The 19,892-nt window shown below is 69.4% G+C and carries 7 protein-coding genes; 4 read left to right on the top strand and 3 right to left on the bottom strand.

The window, feature by feature from the left end; genetic code table 11:
- Positions 1-140: 140 nt before the first annotated feature.
- Positions 141-1,928 (bottom strand): AMP-dependent synthetase/ligase, encoded by a 1,788-nt coding sequence (locus ACFW3F_RS01750; RefSeq protein WP_388053660.1) that lies wholly within the window; start codon positions 1,926-1,928, stop codon positions 141-143.
- 236 nt (positions 1,929-2,164) lie between these two features.
- Between ACFW3F_RS01750 and ACFW3F_RS01745 the strand changes: the two genes are divergently transcribed.
- The 3 genes from ACFW3F_RS01745 (at position 2,165) to ACFW3F_RS01735 (ending at position 8,792) form a co-directional block, all read left to right on the top strand.
- On the top strand, positions 2,165-3,943 hold the full coding sequence (locus ACFW3F_RS01745) for a DEAD/DEAH box helicase (RefSeq protein ID WP_388053658.1): 1,779 nt from the start codon (positions 2,165-2,167) through the stop codon (positions 3,941-3,943).
- Between the two features lie 206 nt (positions 3,944-4,149).
- On the top strand, positions 4,150-4,482 hold the full coding sequence (locus ACFW3F_RS01740) for a rhodanese-like domain-containing protein (RefSeq protein WP_388053656.1): 333 nt from the start codon (positions 4,150-4,152) through the stop codon (positions 4,480-4,482).
- 104 nt (positions 4,483-4,586) lie between these two features.
- Positions 4,587-8,792, top strand: coding sequence for an AAA domain-containing protein (locus ACFW3F_RS01735; RefSeq protein ID WP_388053654.1), 4,206 nt, complete (start codon positions 4,587-4,589; stop codon positions 8,790-8,792).
- 33 nt (positions 8,793-8,825) lie between these two features.
- Here ACFW3F_RS01735 and ACFW3F_RS01730 read toward each other — a convergent pair whose 3' ends face one another.
- Together ACFW3F_RS01730 and ACFW3F_RS01725 are read right to left on the bottom strand one after the other, a co-directional pair.
- Positions 8,826-9,644 carry an NAD-dependent deacetylase gene (locus ACFW3F_RS01730; protein ID WP_388053652.1) on the bottom strand — a complete coding sequence of 273 codons (819 nt, stop codon included), beginning with the start codon at positions 9,642-9,644 and terminating at the stop codon, positions 8,826-8,828.
- The gene (locus tag ACFW3F_RS01725) at positions 9,641-10,066 is read right to left on the bottom strand and encodes an HIT family protein (RefSeq protein WP_388053650.1); all 426 of its coding nucleotides are present in this window, start codon (positions 10,064-10,066) and stop codon (positions 9,641-9,643) included. Before ACFW3F_RS01725 ends, ACFW3F_RS01730 begins: the two co-directional genes overlap by 4 nt.
- 535 nt (positions 10,067-10,601) lie before the next feature.
- Between ACFW3F_RS01725 and ACFW3F_RS01720 the strand changes: the two genes are divergently transcribed.
- Positions 10,602-19,871 (top strand): fatty acid synthase subunit beta domain-containing protein, encoded by a 9,270-nt coding sequence (locus ACFW3F_RS01720; RefSeq protein WP_388053648.1) that lies wholly within the window; start codon positions 10,602-10,604, stop codon positions 19,869-19,871.
- Positions 19,872-19,892: the final 21 nt, after the last annotated feature.

The raw sequence follows: 19,892 nt of genomic DNA, 5'->3' as shown, positions 1-19,892 counted from the left end.
AACGGCCCTGTTAAATTCATCCCGAGCCCCCCCCCCGGGGTGGGGTCGAGGCCCGGGGCGCTTTTATTTGACTGCCCCGATACCCCGCGCCGGGCCCGGGGGACCCCCCGGCCCGCGGCGAGTCGTGCTGTGAGATTCGCTCAGGTGTAGAGGTCGGCGATCGCTTCCTTGTGCGCATCGTGGATCACGTTGCGCTTGAGCTTCATCGTCGGGGTGAGCTCACCGGTGTCGATGGTGAAGTCGGTGTCGAGGATCGAGAACTTCTTGATCGCCTCGGCGTTGGACACCTTGGTGTTCGCCTCCTTCACCGCGGCGTCGATCTCCGCCTTGAGATCGGCGTTGTCCACCAGGTCCGAGATCGGGGTGTCGGCGGGCAGCCCGTGGCGGTCCAGCCAGCCGGGAACTGCTTCGGCATCGATCGTGATGAGCGCCGCGATGAACGGCTTGTTGTCGCCGACCACGAGGCATTGGCTCACCAGCGGGTGCGCCCGGATGGTGTCCTCCAGCTGGGCCGGGGAGACGTTCTTGCCGCCGGCGGTGACGATCAGTTCCTTCTTGCGGCCGGTGATGAACAGGTAACCGTCGTCGAGCGTGCCGATGTCGCCGGTGTGGAACCAGCCGTCGCGGATGGCGTCGTCGGTGGCGGCCTGGTTCTTCCAGTACCCGCCGAACACGACCGGTCCCTTGAGCAAGACCTCGCCGTCTTCGGCGATGGCGACGGTGACGCCCGGGATCGGCCGACCGACGGAACCGACCTTCTGGTTGTCCTCGTTGTTGGCCGTCACCGCAGCGGTGGTCTCCGACAGTCCGTAGCCCTCGTACACCGGGATGCCGACGCCGCGGAAGAAGTGGCCGAGGCGGGCGCCGAGCGGCGCGCCACCGGAGATCGCGCCCTCGCACTGGCCGCCGAGGGCGTCGCGCAGTTTGCCGTAGACGAGCTTGTCGAAGACGGCGTGGCGCAGCTTGAGGCCGAGGCCGACCTTGCCGGCCTCGGTCGCCTTGCTGTACTCGATCGCCGCGTCGGCGGCCTTGTCGAAGATCGATCCCTTGCCGCCGTCGTAGGCCTTCTGTTTGGCGGAGTTGTAGACCTTCTCGAACACGCGGGGCACCGACAGCACGTAGTTCGGCTTGAAGACGCCGAGGTCGGCCACGAGGTTCGTGAGGTCGTTGGTGTGTCCGAGGATCACGCCGTTCTCCACGCAACCGACCGTGACGACCCGGGCGAAGATGTGCGCCAGGGGCAGGAAGAGCAGCGTCGACTTGCCCTCGCGCATTCCGGCGCCGACCGCGTCGCGGGTGGCGGCGGTCTCGGCGAGGAAGTTCGCATGTGTCAGGACCACGCCCTTCGGGCGTCCGGTGGTGCCCGACGTGTAGATCAGGGTGGCGGCGTCGGACGACAGCGCGTTCGCCTGACGCTGGTCGAGGTCCGCATCGGCGATCTTCGCGCCGCGCTTGGTGACCGTCGGAAGCGCGTGGTCGTCGATGACCAGGGTTTCCTTGAGGGTCGAGGTCTCGTCGATCACCCGGAGGTGACGGGTGTAGTGCTCGTGGTTCTCGACGAACAGCAGGGTCGCGCCGGAGTCCTCGAGGATCCACTGGACCTGGTCGGGGGCGGATGTCTCGTAGATCGCGACGGTGCACGCGCCGGCGCGCCAGATCGCGTAGTCCAGGACGGTCCACTCGTAGCGGGTCGAGGAGAGGATCGCGACGCGGTCCCCGGCCTGCACGCCCGAGGCGATGAGACCCTTGGCGACCGCATCCACCTCGTCGGTGAAGTGCTTCGCGGTGACGTTGACCCACTGGTTGTGCGAGCGCTTGCGGAAGAGCGGCATCGTGGGGCGCTCCGCGCGGTAGCGCAGGATCGTGTCGACGGTCGTCGCCTTGTCGTCGATCGTGAGATCGGACGGGGTGGCGTACTGCTGCTGCATGGCACTCCTGAGACGGGAGAACAAATGGACATTCCGGACATCGGTATGCGTGTGACCGGGACCGATGGCCGGATGAGTGGCACTGACAGTACCAGTATTCGTGGGATGCATCACACCGGTCGACGATCGTGGCTCGTGCCCTGCTCAAGGGGGTGATGCGACCCCGCCCGGCCACGATGCCGACTTTCTGGTGGAAGGCCATTACAGTTGAGGGCGATGAATGAGACTTCCGCCGCATGAGTACTTCCGATCACGGCGAGCACGACGCCCCGGCCGACCACCCCGTCGGCACGTTCGACGACCTCGAAATCGATCCGCGGGTCCGCGCGGCCATCACCGATGTCGGCTACGAGACACCGTCGCCCATCCAGGCGGCCACGATCCCGACCCTCATGTCGGGACGCGACGTCGTCGGGCTGGCGCAGACCGGTACCGGTAAGACCGCGGCCTTCGCGATCCCCATCCTGTCGCGGCTGGACACCTCGGCCCGCACGCCGCAGGCGCTGATCCTCGCCCCGACCCGAGAACTTGCCCTGCAGGTCTCCGAGGCCTTCGGCCGCTACTCCGCACACATGCCCGAGGTGAAGGTCCTGCCGATCTACGGCGGTCAGTCCTACGGCGTCCAACTCGCGGGTCTGCGCCGCGGTGCGCAGGTCATCGTCGGTACGCCGGGACGTGTGATCGACCACCTCGATCGCAAGACCCTCGACATCTCCGGCCTGGAGTTCCTCGTACTCGACGAGGCCGACGAGATGCTGACGATGGGCTTTGCCGAGGACGTCGAGCGCATCCTCGCCGAGACCCCCGACACCAAGCAGGTCGCCCTGTTCTCGGCGACCATGCCCAGCGCCATCCGGCGTCTCGCGCAGAAGTACCTGAACTCGCCGCAGGAGATCACGGTCAAGGCCAAGACCGCGACCGCGCAGAACATCACCCAGCGCTATCTGCAGGTTTCCCACCAGCGCAAGCTCGACGCGCTGACGCGATTCCTCGAAGTCGAGACCTTCGACGCGATGATCTGCTTCGTGCGCACCAAGCAGGCGACCGAAGAGCTGGCCGAGAAGCTGCGCTCCCGCGGATTCTCCGCGGTCGCGATCAACGGTGACCTCGCCCAGGCCCAGCGCGAACGGACCATCAACCAGCTCAAGAACGGTTCGATCGACATCCTGGTCGCCACGGACGTGGCCGCGCGCGGACTCGACGTCGACCGCATCTCGCATGTCGTCAACTACGACATCCCGCACGACACCGAGTCGTACGTCCACCGCATCGGTCGCACCGGGCGTGCCGGCCGGTCGGGCAATGCGCTGCTGTTCGTCTCGCCGCGCGAGCGTCACCTCCTGCGGGCCATCGAGCGTGCCACGCGGCAGACGCTGACCGAGATCGGCCTGCCGAGCGTCGACGACGTCAACGCCCAGCGTGTCGCGAAGTTCGCCGACTCGATCACCCAGAACCTGTCGTCGGACAATCTCGACCTGTTCCGTGGGCTGATCGAGAACTATGCGCGGGACCACGACGTCGCGATGGCCGACATCGCGGCGGCACTCGCACTCGAGACGCGTGACGGCGGATTCCTGATGACCCCGGACCCGCCGCAATCGGAAAAGCGCCCCGAGCGTGAGCGTGCCCCGCGGCGCCCGGGTGCGAGCTTCGCGACGTACCGGATCGCCGTGGGCCGCAAGCACAAGGTCTCGCCCGGTGCGATCGTCGGTGCCATCGCCAACGAGGGCGGGCTCACGCGCGCCGACTTCGGCAACATCAGCATTCGCGACGACTTCAGCCTCGTGGAACTGCCGGACGATCTCGACAACGAGACCCTCTCGTCCCTGCGGCACACGAAGATCGGGAAGCATCCGATCGACATCCGCAAGGACATGGGGTCACCGCGGACACGCGGCGGCGGCGGCGCGAAGCGTGGGGCCGGCGCACACGGTGGTGGACGGGACGGTCGTCGGGGCGACAGCTGGGGTAAGCGACCCTCCCCGCGTGTCGCCGGGCGCGGTCGGAATTCCTGACCGTCGGCGACGACGCCCTCGGTCGTGCCCTCATGCGCCCGAACAGGCGTGCACTTCTGAGAGCCCCGTGAGAAAACTTGTCAATTCGAGATCGTTCCGTAACCTGGTCGACGGGGGTCATTCACACTGCGGTCTTCCACCGCGGTGGTCGTCGTGACAGACGATGAATCCGGACATTTTCGAGCGAAACAGGATGTGAGTCACCAGTGTCAGTGGTGAAAGCGATGTCAGCAGCAGAGGCGATGAACCACAGCCGCGAGGGGAACGCGGTGGTCGTGGACGCCCGTCCGCAGGTGGTTCGGCATCAGGGCAGCCTGCCCGGCGCCCTCGTGGTCGATCCGACCGAGGTGCCGACGCGGTTCACGCCCACCCCATCGGGCACCTTCCCGGTCATCCGCGACCGCGACACCGAGATCGCCGTGGTGTCGGTCAGCTCGCAGGCGCCGCGGATCGCGGAGCAGATCGCCGAGTGCGGCTATACCAACGTGCGCTATGTCGACGGCGGGTACCGCGCGTTGCGTTCGGGATCCATCGGCTGAGGCGTTTCGTCTACTTCGGACGCCGTCCCGTGCGACTGCACGGCGTTCCTCTGACCAGCGTCTTGTAGCGTAGGAGTCGCCGGCGACGAGAGGAACACATCGGTATGCAGGATGACGCTCGCGAGGTGCTGCGCGATCAGGTCACCCGGCTGATGACGTTTCTGGCCGACCTCGTCCGCTCCCGATCCGGGGACGTCCACCACATCGGTGACCATCCAGGTCACGTCTGGGTCGGCCCGTCCACCGGCGTCACGCTCCGCGCGAACGCGATTCCGGGTCAGGTGGTGGCAGAGGTCGCACCGGACGACGACGGGAATGAACGGTCCGACGCCGGCCGCGCGGACTCCGTGCACGCCGAGCTCGGTGCTCTCGTCCGTGCGCTCGGGGACAATCCCGAAGAACTCGAACTCGTCATCGCATCGGCACTGGTCACCGTGCAGGATGCGACCGACCCCGACGCCGCGCCGAGCGTCCGGGAACACCTCCTCACGCAGGCGCTCGTCGCCGACCTCGACGCAGACGACACGATCCGGCTCTCCCTCGCAGCCGGTTCGTCCCCGGCTGTCCACGACACACATCTTCTCGCCGCGCTCGACGGGCTCGATCTCGCCGGAGCGGTCAAGATCCGCTCGAAGCTGACCGCGCAGGCTTCCGTGCTGTCGGCGAAGACCGCCGAATCGATGACCGAGTGGCGCGAGGCGATCGACGTCGACTCCTCGCGCGTGACCCTGTCCGTCGAGACCGCGCCTGCGGTCGTTCTCCGCCGGCGAGGAGTGGAGAGCTCCCTGGCCTTCTACGACGCCATCATCGACGACCTGCGGGACAAGTCTTCCGAGGTCCCGGTCGGGCTGGCTCAGCTCGTCCGGCCCATCGACGCCGCCGATCGGCTCGCCGCGCTGCGAGCTCCCGGCGTCCTCGAGCCCGCGGAGCTGGTTGCCGACGCGCTGTTCCCGCTCCCGTCCAATGTCGAACAGCGCGACGTGCTCGCCCGGCTCGGCGCCGACAGCGGTGTCGTGGTCGAGGGCCCACCCGGGACCGGCAAGACCCACACCATCGCGAATGTGACGTCGGCGCTCCTGGCCAAGGGACAACGGGTCCTGGTGGTGAGCGAGAAGGCCCATGCGCTGCACGTACTCCGGGACATGCTGCCGCCCGCCCTGCGTGCGCTCACGGTGTCGATCGCCGATGTCTCCCAGGACAGTTCCGAGGGCATCGTGGACGCGGTGACCGAGCTCGCCGACCGCAAGGCGTCCTTCACCCCACGGGTCGCCGACGCCGAGATCGCAGACCTGGTCGCCCGCCGCGACAACGCCCTGGGACAACGAGATCAGCTGCTCCGTGAACTGTGGGACCTGCGCGCCGAGGAGACGGAGATCCACGAGTGGGTCGCCGGGGACTACCGCGGTTCCCCAGCGCAGATCGTGCGCCGGGTGCGGGCCGACGCCGCCACATTCGACTGGTTGCCGGGTCCGGTCCAGGGCGCGGTGCCGCCGCTGGACTCGGCCGAGTTCGTCCGGCTGACGGAGCTGCTCGCGAGCACCGGCGGTTCCGGGTCGCGGCTGCCGCAACGCTTCGTCGATCTCGACGACCACCTACCCGAGCCGGGGGAGATGGACGCGATCTGCGCCCGGATCGCCACCCGGCCTCGTGAGCCGATGACCGGCGGGACCCTGATGTCCGTGTTGGACGGGGTCGACAGTGCCCGACTGGTCCGGATCAAGGACATCTGCGATGAACTGGCCGTCGCCTCCGGCGAGGTGGCCTCGTACCCGGATCCGATCATCGACATGGCCGACCGGTTGCTCGCCGGGCGGGCCGCACACCTGTGGTCGAGGGTCACGACGCTGTCGCCGGTGATCGCCGAGGCCGCGCGCCGAGATCGAGACCTCGGTGCGCACTCCGTCGTCGTCGACGGGGCCCGGCCGGGTGACGCCGGGCTGTTCGACGCCGCCGCCGACCACCTGCGAGACGGTGGGCAGTGGCGGGGACGGTTGCGCCGTTCGCCCGAACAGCGCGCGGTGGAAGACGCTCCGGTGCGCGCCACCGTGGACGGGCGCCCGCCCCGGGACGAGGCGTCGCTGCGGCGGGTCGCCGACCACCTGACCGTCGTCGATGCGACGCACCAGGTTCACCGGATCCTCGCCGACCTGCATGTCCCGGTCGACGCGTCGGGCTCGCGATCAGCGCAAGTCGACCACCTCGTCCGGCTGGACACCCAACTGACCTGGATCTCGCGGTTGCTGACCGGGCGCGAACAGCTGGTGCGAGAACTCGAGGCGATCAGCCCGGGCGGGCCGAGGCCGCGCACCGTCGCCGAGGTGGCCGAGGTGGCGCATCAGGCGCGATCGGTCGCCGCCGCCAACGACGCGGTTCTCGCCGAGCAGGAACTCGCCGATCGCGTGTACGGCCTGACCGCCGAGCTCGAGAAGGGGCCGTCGCCGGAGGGAGACGCGCTGCTGTCGGCGCTGGCCACGGCCGACCCGGCCGCGATCCGGGACGCGCGCCGCGCCTACGCAGCCGCCCGGGCCGACGCCGACGACCAGAACGCCCTCGAGTTGCTCGGGCTCCGATTACGCAGTCGGGCACCGGAACTGGCGAAGATCATGTGGGCGAGCGCGCAGGATCCGGTCTGGGTCGAACGCGCGCGCGAGATGGGTGCGGCCTGGGCGTGGCGGTTCGCCCACACCTGGGCGCAGGACCGCAGTGATCCGTCCGCCGAGGACCGCCTGCAGGCGGCCCTCGACGCGATCGAGGTCGACATCTCGGCACTGACCACTCGTCTCGCTTCCGCGCGCGCCGTCCGCGAGTTGTTGTCGCGCACCACCGCAGGCGAACTGCAGGCCGTCCAGTCCTACCGCGACCACATGATCAATCTGGGCAAGGGTTCGGGCAAGCACGCCAACCGTTTTCGACGCGCGGCCCGAGAGGCCATGGCCGAGGCGCAGAACGCCGTGCCCGCGTGGATCATGTCGATCAGTCAGGTCGCCGAGACGTTGCCGCCGCGCCGCAACTCGTTCGACGTCGTCATCGTCGACGAGGCGTCGCAGGCCGACATCACCAGCGCTTTCCTTCTGTGGCTGGCGCCGCGGGTCATCGTGGTCGGAGACGACAAGCAATGTGCGCCGGTCGGTCTCAGCGGCACCACGTTGGATTCCGCCTTCGCTGAACTCGATGCCGCGCTGCCGGACCTGCCGACCTACCTCCGCGACGGGCTGACTCCCCGGTCGAGTCTGTTCTCCCTGCTGCGCAGCCGTTTCGGCAACGTCGTCGGATTGCGGGAGCACTTCCGGTCGATGCCCGAGATCATCGAGTTCTCGTCGCGCCAGTTCTACGGGTCCGCACCGCTGATCCCCGTGCGCCAGTACGGTTCCGAGCGACTCGAACCGTTGCGGGCAGTCGCGGTCGACGGGACGGCGACGGGGACCGGGAACGGTGTCACCAACGACGCCGAGGTGGCCGCCATCGTCGAGGCCCTGCGCAGCTGTCTGGCCGATCCGGCCTATGACGAACTGGACTTCGGCGTCATCGCGTTGCAGGGCGTCAAGCAGGTGGAGGCGATCGAGAAGGCGCTGCGCACCGAGATCGACGCCGACACCTGGCGTTCGCGGCGCATCCGGGTCGGATCGCCGCCGGACTTCCAGGGCGACGAGCGACGCGTGGTGTTCCTGTCGATGGTCGTCTCGGACGCCGGCGCGATCTCCGCGCTGAGCCGTGCGGAGTCACAGCGCAGATTCAACGTGGCGGCGACCCGTGCCATGGACCAACTGTGGCTGTTCCACTCGATCGGTCTCGACGAGTTGCGCCCCAACGATCTTCGTCACTCGTTGCTGTCCTACGTCACGGCCAACGAGGGACCATCGATCGGGACCATGCCGGTCGACGTCCCCGACGACCGTCGTGTGCGACCGTTCGACAACCTCCTCGAGCAACGGGTGTTCAACCGGCTGGCGGCACTCGGCTACCACGTGACCCCGAAGGTCTCGGTCAACAACCGGGTCGTCGATCTGGTCGTGCTGGGGGCCGATGCACGCATGGCCGTCGAGTGCGACGCCGACGAGTTCGCCGGAACCGGTCAGCAGGCACGGTCGGATCTGGAACGCGAGCGTGAGTTGCGACGCTGCGGTTGGGAATTCGTGCGAGTGCGCGAATCGGAGTTCGAACTCGATCCCGACCGCGTCCTGGATCACGTCGCGACGGCACTCGACGAACGCGGATGCAAGCCGGGGTCGCTCGCCGCGATTCACGCCTCAGCGGACGCGGCGTCGGACGCTGCGAGGTGGCAACCGATCGATCTCACCGCGGGGGAGTGACACCGGCCCGGCGCGATGCGGGGACGTGACCGGTCAGCCGATCGCTGCGAGCAACGCGGGCAGCCCGACCGCGGCGGACATCCGGAGGCTGTGGGTTGCGATGTCGGACAGAGCGGACGGCGCGGGATTGAACTCGATGACCGGGATGCCGGCGCGCACAGCTCGTTCGGGTAGCGCAGCCGCCGGGTAGACGATCCCGCTGGTGCCCACGACGAGCACCACCTCCGCCGCGCGGAACGCCTGATCCGCACGCTGCCAATCGGATTCGGGCAGCGGTTCGCCGAACCAGACGATGCCGGGTCGTACGGAGCCACCACATCGTGGGCAGGTCGGCGGCGTCACCCGCAGATCGGCGTCGGAGGCCGGCGAGTCACCGGCCGGGTCGTCGGCGGGATCGGGGTGTGCACCGGGACCGTCGTAGGGGGTCCCGCAGAGCGAACACCGGGGTGCGAACAGACTTCCGTGCAGGTGGCTGACGACGTCGCTGCCCGCCCGCTCGTGCAGGTCGTCGACGTTCTGCGTGACGACCATCATGGTGCGGGACCCGGCGAGTTCGGCCAGTGCGCGATGGCCGGCGTTGGGCAGCGCGGCGAGCACCTCGCGTGCGCGTCGGCGGTACCATCCCCAGACCAGTGCCGGGTCGCGTGCCCAGGCCTCGGGGGTGGCGAGTTCGGCGGGGTCGAACTGTTCCCACAGGCCCGACTGGGCGTCCCGGAAGGTAGCGATGCCGCTCTCGGCCGACATGCCCGCGCCGCTGAACACCGTGATCCATTCCGCGCCGCGCACGAGGTCGGTGACCGCGTCCGGAATCCCGATCCCGGAATCCGGGTCGGGGGGTCCGGCGTAGGTCATCCGGCGGACTCGATGCAGGCGCGCACCCGCGCGGCGGTCTCGTCGGGGTCGGGATCGCGGCGGACCAGGAAGCCCTTGGCGAAGCTGAGTTTGTCCCCGTCATGTCTGGGCACGACGTGCAGATGGGTGTGGAAGACGGTCTGGAACGCCGCGCGGCCGTCGTTCAACGCCAGGTTCACACCGTCGGCGGCCACGGGCCCGGCCTTCATCGCGGTGGCCATCCGCTGTCCGGCGCGGAAGAGCGCGGCGCCGATCGTCGGGTCCAGGTCGTCGAGTCCGGAGGAGTGGACGCGGGGTACCAGGAGGGTGTGCCCGCGGGTGACGGGGCGGATGTCGAGGAAACCGAGCACGTCGTCGTCGGAGTAGACGATGCGCCCCGGGGATGTGCCCGCGACGATGGCGCAGAAGATGCAACTGCTCATGCGGCCGACTCTAGGGCACTCGGCACGCGGCCAGGTCGGACCCCGACGCGCGACCGTGCTTCACATCACATAACGGTTCTATAACGGTTGACCGAGCGAAGACTCGGCCGTCCGCGTACCCCTGGGTATGTTGCCTGGCCTGGCGGTTTTCGAACGGTTCCCATGGCGGTTGACACGGTGCTTCAAGTTACCGGCGGGGTTACTGGTGGGTATACCGACAGGTCACCGACAAACATGAGGGTTCCCTCACTTTCGTGTGTCATCATAGGAGACACGTTCACGCCGACACCGACTCCCGATGAGTCGGGAAGCGCCGATGTTGTTGTGCGGCAGGCGTGTTCCTTTGTTGTACCAGTCAGCACGACCAGCAGCGCCGCTGAGGTGGCCGATCGCGCGCGTTCCCGAGCTCTCGGCGGGCGCGCGAAGACCTTGAGTCCCAGAGAATCTCGCGCGCCGTAACCCACAGACATCAACCGCACCGCACATCCACACTCCGCAAACTCACACTGAGACCGACCACCACAGAGGAGTATCCGTGACCGTCGACCAGTTCCGCTCCGGCTCACAGGGCGCCGCCAACGCAGAACGCCCCACCACCACGCTCATCGAGCGGCTCACGCAGGGCGAGCCCTACGCGATCAGCTTCGGCGGGCAGGGCGGCGCATGGCTGCCCACACTGACCGAGCTGGTCGTCGACGCGGACCTCGAGCACCGGGTCGCCAAGATCGTGGACTCCGCGGAACGGCTCGTCGAGCCCGTCGCCGACGAGCTCGTCGTGGCCCGCGTGTCGGGGTTCCATCCGCTCAGCTGGGTGCACGCGCACGACGCCGGCGAGGACGTCCCCGCCGAGGCCACCCTCGCCGACTTCACCCTCTCCGGCCCGGGCGTGCTGCTCACCCAGCTCGCCGCCGTCGAAGCCCTCCGCAAGCAGGGGCTGGACACCGCAGTGCTCCCGCCGAACGCCGTGGTCGGGCATTCCCAGGGTTCGCTGGCCACCGACGCGGTAGGTGCCGACGGCCGGATCGCCGAGTCCGGCCAGGGTCTGCTGCTGGCCGTTGCGCACCTCATCGGAGCCGCGGGTTCGCTGACCGCACGACGCCGCGGTCTCGGCATCACCACCGACGGCACGCCGATGCTCTCCCTGACCAACGTCAGCCCGGCCCGCGTCGAGGAGATCCTGTCGCAGTACCGGGACGGTCTGCCCGACAACGACCTGACGACCGCGCCGGTCGTCGCCATCAAGAACAGCCGCACCGCGGTCGTGCTGTCCGGCGCGCCGCGGCACCTCGCCGCCTTCGCCGCCCTCTGCGAGCGGATCGCCGCAACCGAGGCCGACGAGCGCAAGCGCAAGGTCGCCGGTGGGGCGCCGTTCGCGCCGAAGTTCGATCATCTGCAGGTGTCGGTGGCCTTCCACCACCCGGCTATGGCCGAGGCCGTCGAGCTGGTCGGCCAGTGGGCCGACCGGTGCGGCATCGATCGTGACCTCGCCACGCGTCACGCTCACGACATCCTCGTCGGCCACGTCGACTGGGTCGCGGCGGTCGACGGCATCGTCGCCGAGGGCGCCAAGTGGGTCCTGGACTTCGGACCCGGCGACATCGCCACCCGACTCACCGCTTCGCTCGTCCGCGGCCAGGGCGTCGGACTGGTCCCGGCCGCCCTGCGCGTCGGCCAGCGCAACCTGTTCAGCCCCGGCGGTGTCCCCGAGGTCGCGACCCCGTGGTCGACCTTCGCGCCGACGCTCGTCGAGCTGCCCGGCGGCCGTACCGTCGTCGAGACGTCCTTCACCCGCCTCACGGGGCGTTCGCCGATGCTGCTCGCCGGCATGACGCCGACGACCGTCGACCCGGCCATCGTCGCCGCCGCGGCCAACGCCGGGCACTGGGCGGAACTGGCCGGCGGCGGTCAGGTCACCGAAGAGATCTTCGCGCGCAACATCGCCACGCTCACCGACCTGCTCGAGCCCGGCCGCGAGGCGCAGTTCAACGCGCTCTTCCTCGACCCCTACCTGTGGAAGCTGCAGCTCGGCGGCAAGCGCATCGTGCAGAAGGCCCGTGCGCAGGGAGCCCCGCTCGACGGGGTCATCGTCTCGGCCGGAATCCCCGAACTCGAGGATGCCGTCGCTCTCGTCGACGAGTTCGTCGAGGCCGGACTCCGTTTCGTCGCCTTCAAGCCCGGCACCGTGGAGCAGATCCGGTCTGTCGTGCGGATCGCGGCAGAGGTGCCTCATCACCCGGTCATCGTCCAGATCGAGGGCGGCCGCGCCGGTGGCCACCATTCCTGGGAAGACCTCGACGACCTGCTGCTCGCGACCTACGGCGAGCTCCGCGCCCGCACGAATGTCGTGATCTGCGTCGGTGGTGGCATTGGGACACCCGAGCGCGCCAGTGAGTACCTCGCCGGTACCTGGTCGGCTGCCTACGGTTACCCGGCGATGCCGCTCGACGGCATCCTCATCGGCACCGCAGCGATGGCGGCCAAGGAGGCGACGACCTCCCCCGAGGTCAAGCAGCTCCTCGTCGACACCGCAGGTATCGACGAATGGATCGGTGCCGGTCACGCCGCTGCCGGAATGGCCTCGGGCCGTTCCCAGCTCGGCGCCGACATCCATGAGGTCGACAACACCGCGTCGCGCTGCGGCCGGCTGCTCGACGAGGTCGCCGGGGACGCCGACGCCGTGGCCGCCCGCCGCGACGAGATCATCGCCGCCATGGCCGACACCGCGAAGCCGTACTTCGGCGATGTCGCCACCATGACCTACCGCGAGTGGCTCGACCGGTACGCCGCACTCGCCGTCGGCGACGCCCGGGGCGAACAGGTCCCGTGGGCCGACATCACCTGGCAGCAGCGCTTCGTGGAGATGCTGCAGCGCACCGAGGCGCGCATGCACCCACAGGACTCCGGTCCCATCCCGACGATGTTCGCCGAGGTCACCACCGCCGCCGATCCGTACGCCGCGATCGATGCGCTCGGTAGCGTGTACCCCGAGATCGACTCCGACATCCTGCATCCCGCCGACGTCGCGTTCTTCCTCGAGCTCTGCCGTACTCCCGGCAAGCCCGTCAACTTCGTGCCCGTCATCGACAAGGACGTGCGCCGCTGGTGGCGCAGTGACTCCCTGTGGCAAGCCCACGATCCGCGCTACGGCGCCGACGCCGTGTGCGTCATCCCGGGGCCGGTGGCCGTCGCGGGCATCACCCGCGTCGACGAGCCGGTGGGTGAACTGCTCGACCGCTTCGAGGCGCGGGTCGCCGCCGACCTGCAGGCCGCGGGGGAGCGCCCGGTCGCCGTCGCCTCTCGGCACCGCGCCGGACTGGCCGAGGAAGCCGGTGTGCTGACCGCGGTGCTCGAGTCCGACGACGTCAGCTGGGCGGGGCGGATCGTGGCCAGCCCGGTCGCGCTGCTCGGCGACCGCGATGCCTGGACGGTCGTCGGACCCGAGCGGGCCGAACACTCCGTCAGCGGTGCCGTGCTCGAACAGGTCTCCGCGGCGTCCGACGCCGCCGCCCGGTTCGACCTCGTCGTCCCCATCGCCGGTGCCTTCGTGCGCATCCCGCTCCTGGCCGGCGAGAGCCTGCGCGACGGCGGATCTCCGCTGGTCGGTCTCGACGACGCGTCGACCGCCATGCGCGAGATCCTGACCGTGGCCGCCGGCGGCAGCCTGGCCGAGGTGACCGACGGTGTGTCGGTCACGACTGTGTCCTGGCAGCCGGACTCGGTCGCCGATCACGCGTCGGTGACCGGGTTCTCGCTGCCCCCGCACCTGCGTCCGACGACCCCGACCGACCCGTTCGGTTTCGCGGTGCCCGACACCTTGGTCGGCGCCTGCTGGCCGAGCGTCTTCAGCGTCATCGGTGCCGCCCGTACCGACTCCGGTGACCCGGTGGTCGAAGGGCTGCTCGACCTTGTCCATCTCGATCATGCGATCTCGCTGACCGGTGAGATCCCGGCCGTCGCAGCCGAACTCACCGTCACCGCACGCGCAGGTGCGGTCCGTGACGCCGAGGTGGGCCGCGTCGTCGAGGTCTCGGTGGAGATCGCCGGACCGTCCGGTCCGATCGCGACGCTCGACGAACGCTTCGCGATCCGTGGACGCCTGGGGACCGCCGAGCTCACCGACCCGGCCCGCGCCGGCGGCGCACCGGCCGACGAGCAGTCGGCCACCCGGAAACTGATCCGGACGGCCACCATCACCGCACCGAACCGGATGAACGGGTTCGCCGTCGTGTCCGGTGACCGCAACCCCATCCACACCGACTCGGCAGCCGCGAAGCTCGCCGGTCTCGGTGACCCGATCGTGCACGGGATGTGGCTGTCGGCCGCCGCCCAGCAGGTCGTGACCGCGACCGACGCGAAGAACCCGACGCCGTCGCCTCGTCCGCTGATCGGCTGGACCGCCCGCTATCTGGGCATGGTCCGGCTCGGTGACCGCATCACCGTGCGCGTCGACCGCGTGGGTCTCGACAACGGCCGCGAGGTCGTCGAGGTCAGCGCCAAGGTCGGCGACAACCTGGTGATGAGCGCCACCGGCCTGCTCGCCGCGCCACGGACCGTCTACGCCTTCCCCGGTCAGGGCATCCAGAGCAAGGGCATGGGCCTCGACGCCCGGTCGCGGTCGAAGGCCGCACGCAAGATCTGGGACCGCGCCGACAAGCACACCCGTGCGGCACTGGGCTTCTCGATCCTGGCCGTCGTCCGCGACAACCCGACGACCCTCGTTGCCAACGGGACCACCTACAACCACCCGGACGGCGTGCTGTACCTGACGCAGTTCACCCAGGTCGCGATGGCGACGCTCGGTGTCGCGCAGATCGCCGAACTCAAGGAGTCCGGCGGTTTCGTCGAGGGCGCCATCACCTGCGGTCACTCGGTGGGCGAGTACAACGCCCTCGCCGCGTGCGCCGGAGTGCTCCCGCTCGAGGCGGTCCTCGAGGTCGTGTTCCAGCGCGGCGAGGCCATGCATCACCTCGTCCCGCGAGATGAGCAGGGCCGCAGCGACTATCGGATGGCGGCCATCCGGCCGAGCCAGTTCGGTCTGGCCGACGCCGACGTCACCGACTTCGTGTCCGGTGTGGGAACCACGGCCGGCGAGTTCCTCGAGGTGGTCAACCTCAACCTGCTCGGGTCGCAGTACGCGATCGCCGGCACGGTTCGTGGCCTCGAGCTCCTCGAAGCCGAGATCGACCGGCGTCGTGCCGAATTCGGTGGCAAGCGGGCGTTCATCCTGATCCCCGGTATCGACGTCCCGTTCCACTCCAGCGTGCTGCGTGCCGGCGTGCCGGAGTTCCGCGGCAAGCTCGCCGAGCTGCTGCCCGCCGACATCGACATCGACATCCTGGTCGGTCGCTACATCCCGAACCTGGTGCCGCGCCTGTTCAATCTCGGACGCGACTTCGTCGAGGAGATCGCGGCACTCGTGCCGTCGGATCCGCTGGACGCGGTTCTCGCCGACTGGGATGCCTGGGAGGCGACCCCGAACGAGCTCGCCCGGGTGATCCTGATCGAGTTGCTCGCCTGGCAGTTCGCCAGCCCGGTGCGGTGGATCGAGACCCAGGAACTGCTGTTCAGCGGTCCTGAGCGGAACGGACTGGGAGTTCAGCGCTTCGTCGAGATCGGCCTGAAGGGTGCCCCGACCCTGTCGGGTCTGGCCACCAACACACTCAAGCTCGACGACTACGCCGCGGCCACGACCGAAGTCCTCAACGTGGAGCGGGACACCGACACGATCCTGGCCAAGGACGCCGGTCACGAGCCAGACGAGGATGAGCTCGACGCCCCCGAAGCGGCTGCTCCATCGGCTGCGGACGCCGCCCCGGCTCCCGCGGCAGCGCCTGCCCCGGCCGCTCCCGCGGCCCCCGCGGGTGGTCCGCGTCCCGACGACATCGCGTTCACACCCTCCGACGCGGTGAAGTCCGTGATCGCGCTGTGGACCAAGATGCGCGTCGACCAGATCGGGTCCGCGGACACGATCGAGGCGCTGTGCGACGGCGTGTCGTCGCGTCGTAATCAGCTGCTCCTCGACATCGGCGGTGAGCTCGGCCTCGGCGCCATCGACGGCGCCGCCGAAGCCGACATGATCGCGCTGTCCTCGACGGTGGAGACCCTCGCCCGCGGTTACCGGCCGCTGGGTGCGGTGCTCACCGACGCCGTCAGCGACCAGGTCCGCAAGGTGCTCGGCCCGCTGGGCAAGCGCCAGAACTACATCACCGACCGGGTGACGGCCGTCTGGCAGCTCGGTCCCGGCTGGGGCCTGCACACCACCGTCGCGTTGGCGCTGGGCACCCGTGACGGCGCGTCCGTCCGTGGTGAGGCGCTGGGCAACCTGCTCGACGGTCCGCTGACGAACACCGACTCCCTCGATGCGCTCATCGACAAGGCCGTATCCGCGGTGGGTGCGCTCAAGGGCGTCCCGGTCGGCAAGCCCGCGGCCGAATCCGGCGGTGGCGCAACGGTCGACGCCGCTGCTCTCGGCGAGTTCACCGAGCAGATCACCGGCCGCTCCGGCGCGCTGGCCTCGGCCGCGTACACCCTGCTGGACAAGCTCGGACTCGCCGAGGTCGCCGACCTCGCCGAAGCCGCCGCGGACCCGAATGCCGAACTCGCCGAACTCGTCAGCGCCGAACTCGGTTCGGACTGGGCCCGGACCGTCGCTCCGGCCTTCGACGCGGCCAAGGTCGTCCTCATCGACGACCGGTGGGCGACCGCCCGCGAAGATCTCGTCCGTCTCTGGCTGACCGACGAGCACGATCTCGACGCCGACTTCGACAAGATCGTCGGCGGGTTCGCCGGAGCCGGTGACACCGTTGCCGAACACGCCACCTGGTGGCAGGGCAAGGCGCTGGCCAACGGAAACGCGGTGCACGGGCGCGTCTTCGGCGCGATCGCGCACGCTGCGGAGAATCCGGAGAAGGGTGCCCACAGCCGCGAGATCGCCGTCGTCACCGGTGCGAGCAAGGGTTCCATCGCCGCCGGCGTGGTCGCCGGGCTGCTCGCCGGTGGTGCGACCGTGATCGCCACGACGTCGCGCCTCGACGCCGACCGTCTCGCGTTCTACAAGAAGCTGTACCGCGAGAACGCGCGGGCCGGTGCCGCACTGTGGATCGCTCCGTCGAACATGGCCTCCTATGCCGACGTCGACGACCTCGTCGAGTGGATCGCCGCCGAGCAGACCGAGAACCTCGGTGGCACAACGGCAGTGGTGAAGTCGGCGATGAAGCCGACGCTGCTGTTCCCGTTCGCCGCACCGCGGGTCGCCGGTGACCTCACCGAGGCCGGTGGCCGCGCCGAACTGGAGATGAAGGTGCTCCTCTGGTCGGTGGAACGGCTCATCGGCGGTCTTGCCGATGTCCACTCCGATCACGACATCGCCGCCCGGGTGCACGTCGTGCTTCCCGGTTCGCCGAACCGCGGCATGTTCGGTGGCGACGGCGCCTACGGCGAGAGCAAGGCCTCGCTCGATGCGCTCGTGCAGCGGTGGTCGGCCGAGGAGTCGTGGGGTTCCAAGACGACTCTCGCCCACGCGCTGATCGGTTGGGTGCGGGGCACCGGACTGATGGGCCACAACGACGGCATGGTCGACGCGGTCGAGGCTGCGGGTGTGCGCACCTGGAGCACCGAGGAGATGGCGGCGAACCTGCTGACGCTCTGCACGCCCGAGCAGCGCTCGGGCGCGGTGAGCGCACCGATTCTGGCCGACTTCACCGGCGGTCTCGACAGCTCGACCGATCTCAAGGCGCTCGCGGCCACCGCGGCGGCTACGGCCGAGGAGTCCGAGGACACCGCCGAGGAGCCGACGACCGTCGCGGCGCTGCCGGCACCGGCCCGCGCGCCGAAGGCGATGCGTCCCGAGTGGCCCGCGATCGACGCCCGACCCGAGGACCTGGTGGTCATCGTCGGCGCCGGCGAGCTCGGTCCGTTCGGTTCGGCCCGCACCCGGTTCGAGATGGAGGTCGACGAGAAGCTCTCGGCCGCAGGTGTTCTCGAGTTGGCCTGGAACACCGGACTGGTGCACTGGGACTCGGCGCCGAAGCCGGGCTGGTACGACACCGAGTCCGGAGACCCGGTGCCGGAGAGCGAGATCGCCGAGCGCTACCACGACGAGGTCGTCTCGCGGTGCGGCATTCGCCGCTACGCCGACGACGGGGCGATGGTCGACAACACCTCGCCGCTGCTGACCTCGGTCTTCGTCGACGAGGATCTGACCTTCACGGTCAACTCCGAGGCCGAGGCGCGGGCGTTCGCCAGTGCCAACCCGGAGAAGACCCGGGTCGCGCAGAACGCCGATGGCGACTGGCAGGTCACCCGACTGGCAGGCACCGAGATCCGCGTCCCGCGTCAGTTCGCGCTGACCCGGACCGTGGGCGGTCAGATCCCGACCGGCTTCGACCCGACCCGCTGGGGCGTCAGCCCCGACATGGTCGAGTCGATCGACCGGGTCGCCCTGTGGAACCTGGTGGCCACGGTCGACGCCTTCCTGTCGTCGGGCTTCACGCCGAGCGAACTGATGCGCTGGGTGCACCCCGGTCTGGTGGCCAACACGCAGGGCACCGGTATGGGCGGCATGACCTCCATGCGCGACCTGTACGTCAACACCCTGCTGGGCGAGGCCAACGCCAACGACATCCTGCAGGAGGCGTTGCCGAACATCGTCGCGGCACACGTTGTCCAGTCCTATGTCGGTAGCTACGGCGCGATGATCCATCCGGTGGCGGCGTGCGCGACCGCCGCGGTGTCGGTCGAGGAGGGCGTCGACAAGATCCGCCTCGGCAAGGCGCTGTTCGCGGTCGCGGGCGGCTTCGACGATCTGGGCATCGAGGGCATCGTCGGCTTCGGCGCGATGTCGGCGACCGCCGACTCGGCGAAGATGACCGCGCGCGGCATCGACGACCGCCGGTTCTCGCGGGCCAACGACCGTCGACGCGGCGGGTTCGTGGAATCGGCCGGCGGCGGCACGATCCTGCTCGCCCGCGGCGATGTCGCGGCCGAGATGGGTCTGCCGGTGCTCGGTGTGGTCGCGTGGGCACAGAGCTTCGGCGACGGTGTGCACACCTCGATCCCGGCTCCGGGTCTCGGTGCCCTGGGTGCGGCTCGCGGGTCGCTGTCCTCGCCGCTGGCCCGTGCCCTGGGTTCGCTGGGCGTCAGCGCCGACGACGTCGCGGTCGTGTCCAAGCACGACACGTCGACCAACGCCAACGATCCCAACGAGTCCGAGCTGCACGAGCGGCTCGCGACGGCGATCGGCCGCGGCAAGGGCGCGCCGCTGTTCGTGGTGTCGCAGAAGTCGCTGACCGGTCACGCCAAGGGTGGCGCGGCGGCCTTCCAGCTCATCGGTCTGTGCCAGATCCTGCGCGACGGTGTCATCCCGCCCAACCGCAGCCTCGACTGTGTCGACGACAAGATGGCCGAGTACCCGCACCTGGTGTGGCCGCGCGAGACCCTGCAGCTCGGTGAGCGATTCCCGCTCAAGGCAGGCGTGCTGACCAGCCTCGGCTTCGGTCACGTGTCCGGGTTGATCGCGGTCGTCCATCCGGAGGCATTCATCGCCTCGCTGAATCCGGAGGAGCGCGACACCTACCGTCAGCGCGCCGACGAGCGGACACGGCAGGGCAGCCAGCGGTTCCTGCAGTCGATCTGCGGTGGCGAGCCTGCCTGCCAGCGTCCGCCGAACCGTCGCTTCGACGAGTCGGTCGACGAGCACGACGCCGAGGCGGGCATGCTGCTCGATCCGCAGATCCGGCTCGACGGTGACGACGTGTATGGGGCCGATGTCCGTGGCGCCGGTGACCCGGTGGCGGGCAGCCGGTGACGGCCGGTGAGTCGAACAGTG

Source organism: Gordonia sp. NPDC058843 (genome assembly GCF_042743165.1).
Taxonomy (GTDB): domain Bacteria; phylum Actinomycetota; class Actinomycetes; order Mycobacteriales; family Mycobacteriaceae; genus Gordonia.
The sequence above is the reverse complement of the archived record's forward strand: the minus strand, read 5'-3'. Positions and strand labels throughout refer to the sequence as shown.

What these genes read in the sequence shown, in the direction of transcription:
- ACFW3F_RS01750 (WP_388053660.1), bottom strand. Translation starts at nt 1,928, where the DNA reads ATGCAGCAGCAGTACGCCACCCCGTCCGATCTCACGATCGACGACAAG.
- ACFW3F_RS01735 (WP_388053654.1), top strand. Translation starts at nt 4,587, where the DNA reads ATGCAGGATGACGCTCGCGAGGTGCTGCGCGATCAGGTCACCCGGCTG.
- ACFW3F_RS01745 (WP_388053658.1), top strand. Translation starts at nt 2,165, where the DNA reads ATGAGTACTTCCGATCACGGCGAGCACGACGCCCCGGCCGACCACCCC.
- ACFW3F_RS01730 (WP_388053652.1), bottom strand. Translation starts at nt 9,644, where the DNA reads ATGACCTACGCCGGACCCCCCGACCCGGATTCCGGGATCGGGATTCCG.
- ACFW3F_RS01725 (WP_388053650.1), bottom strand. Translation starts at nt 10,066, where the DNA reads ATGAGCAGTTGCATCTTCTGCGCCATCGTCGCGGGCACATCCCCGGGG.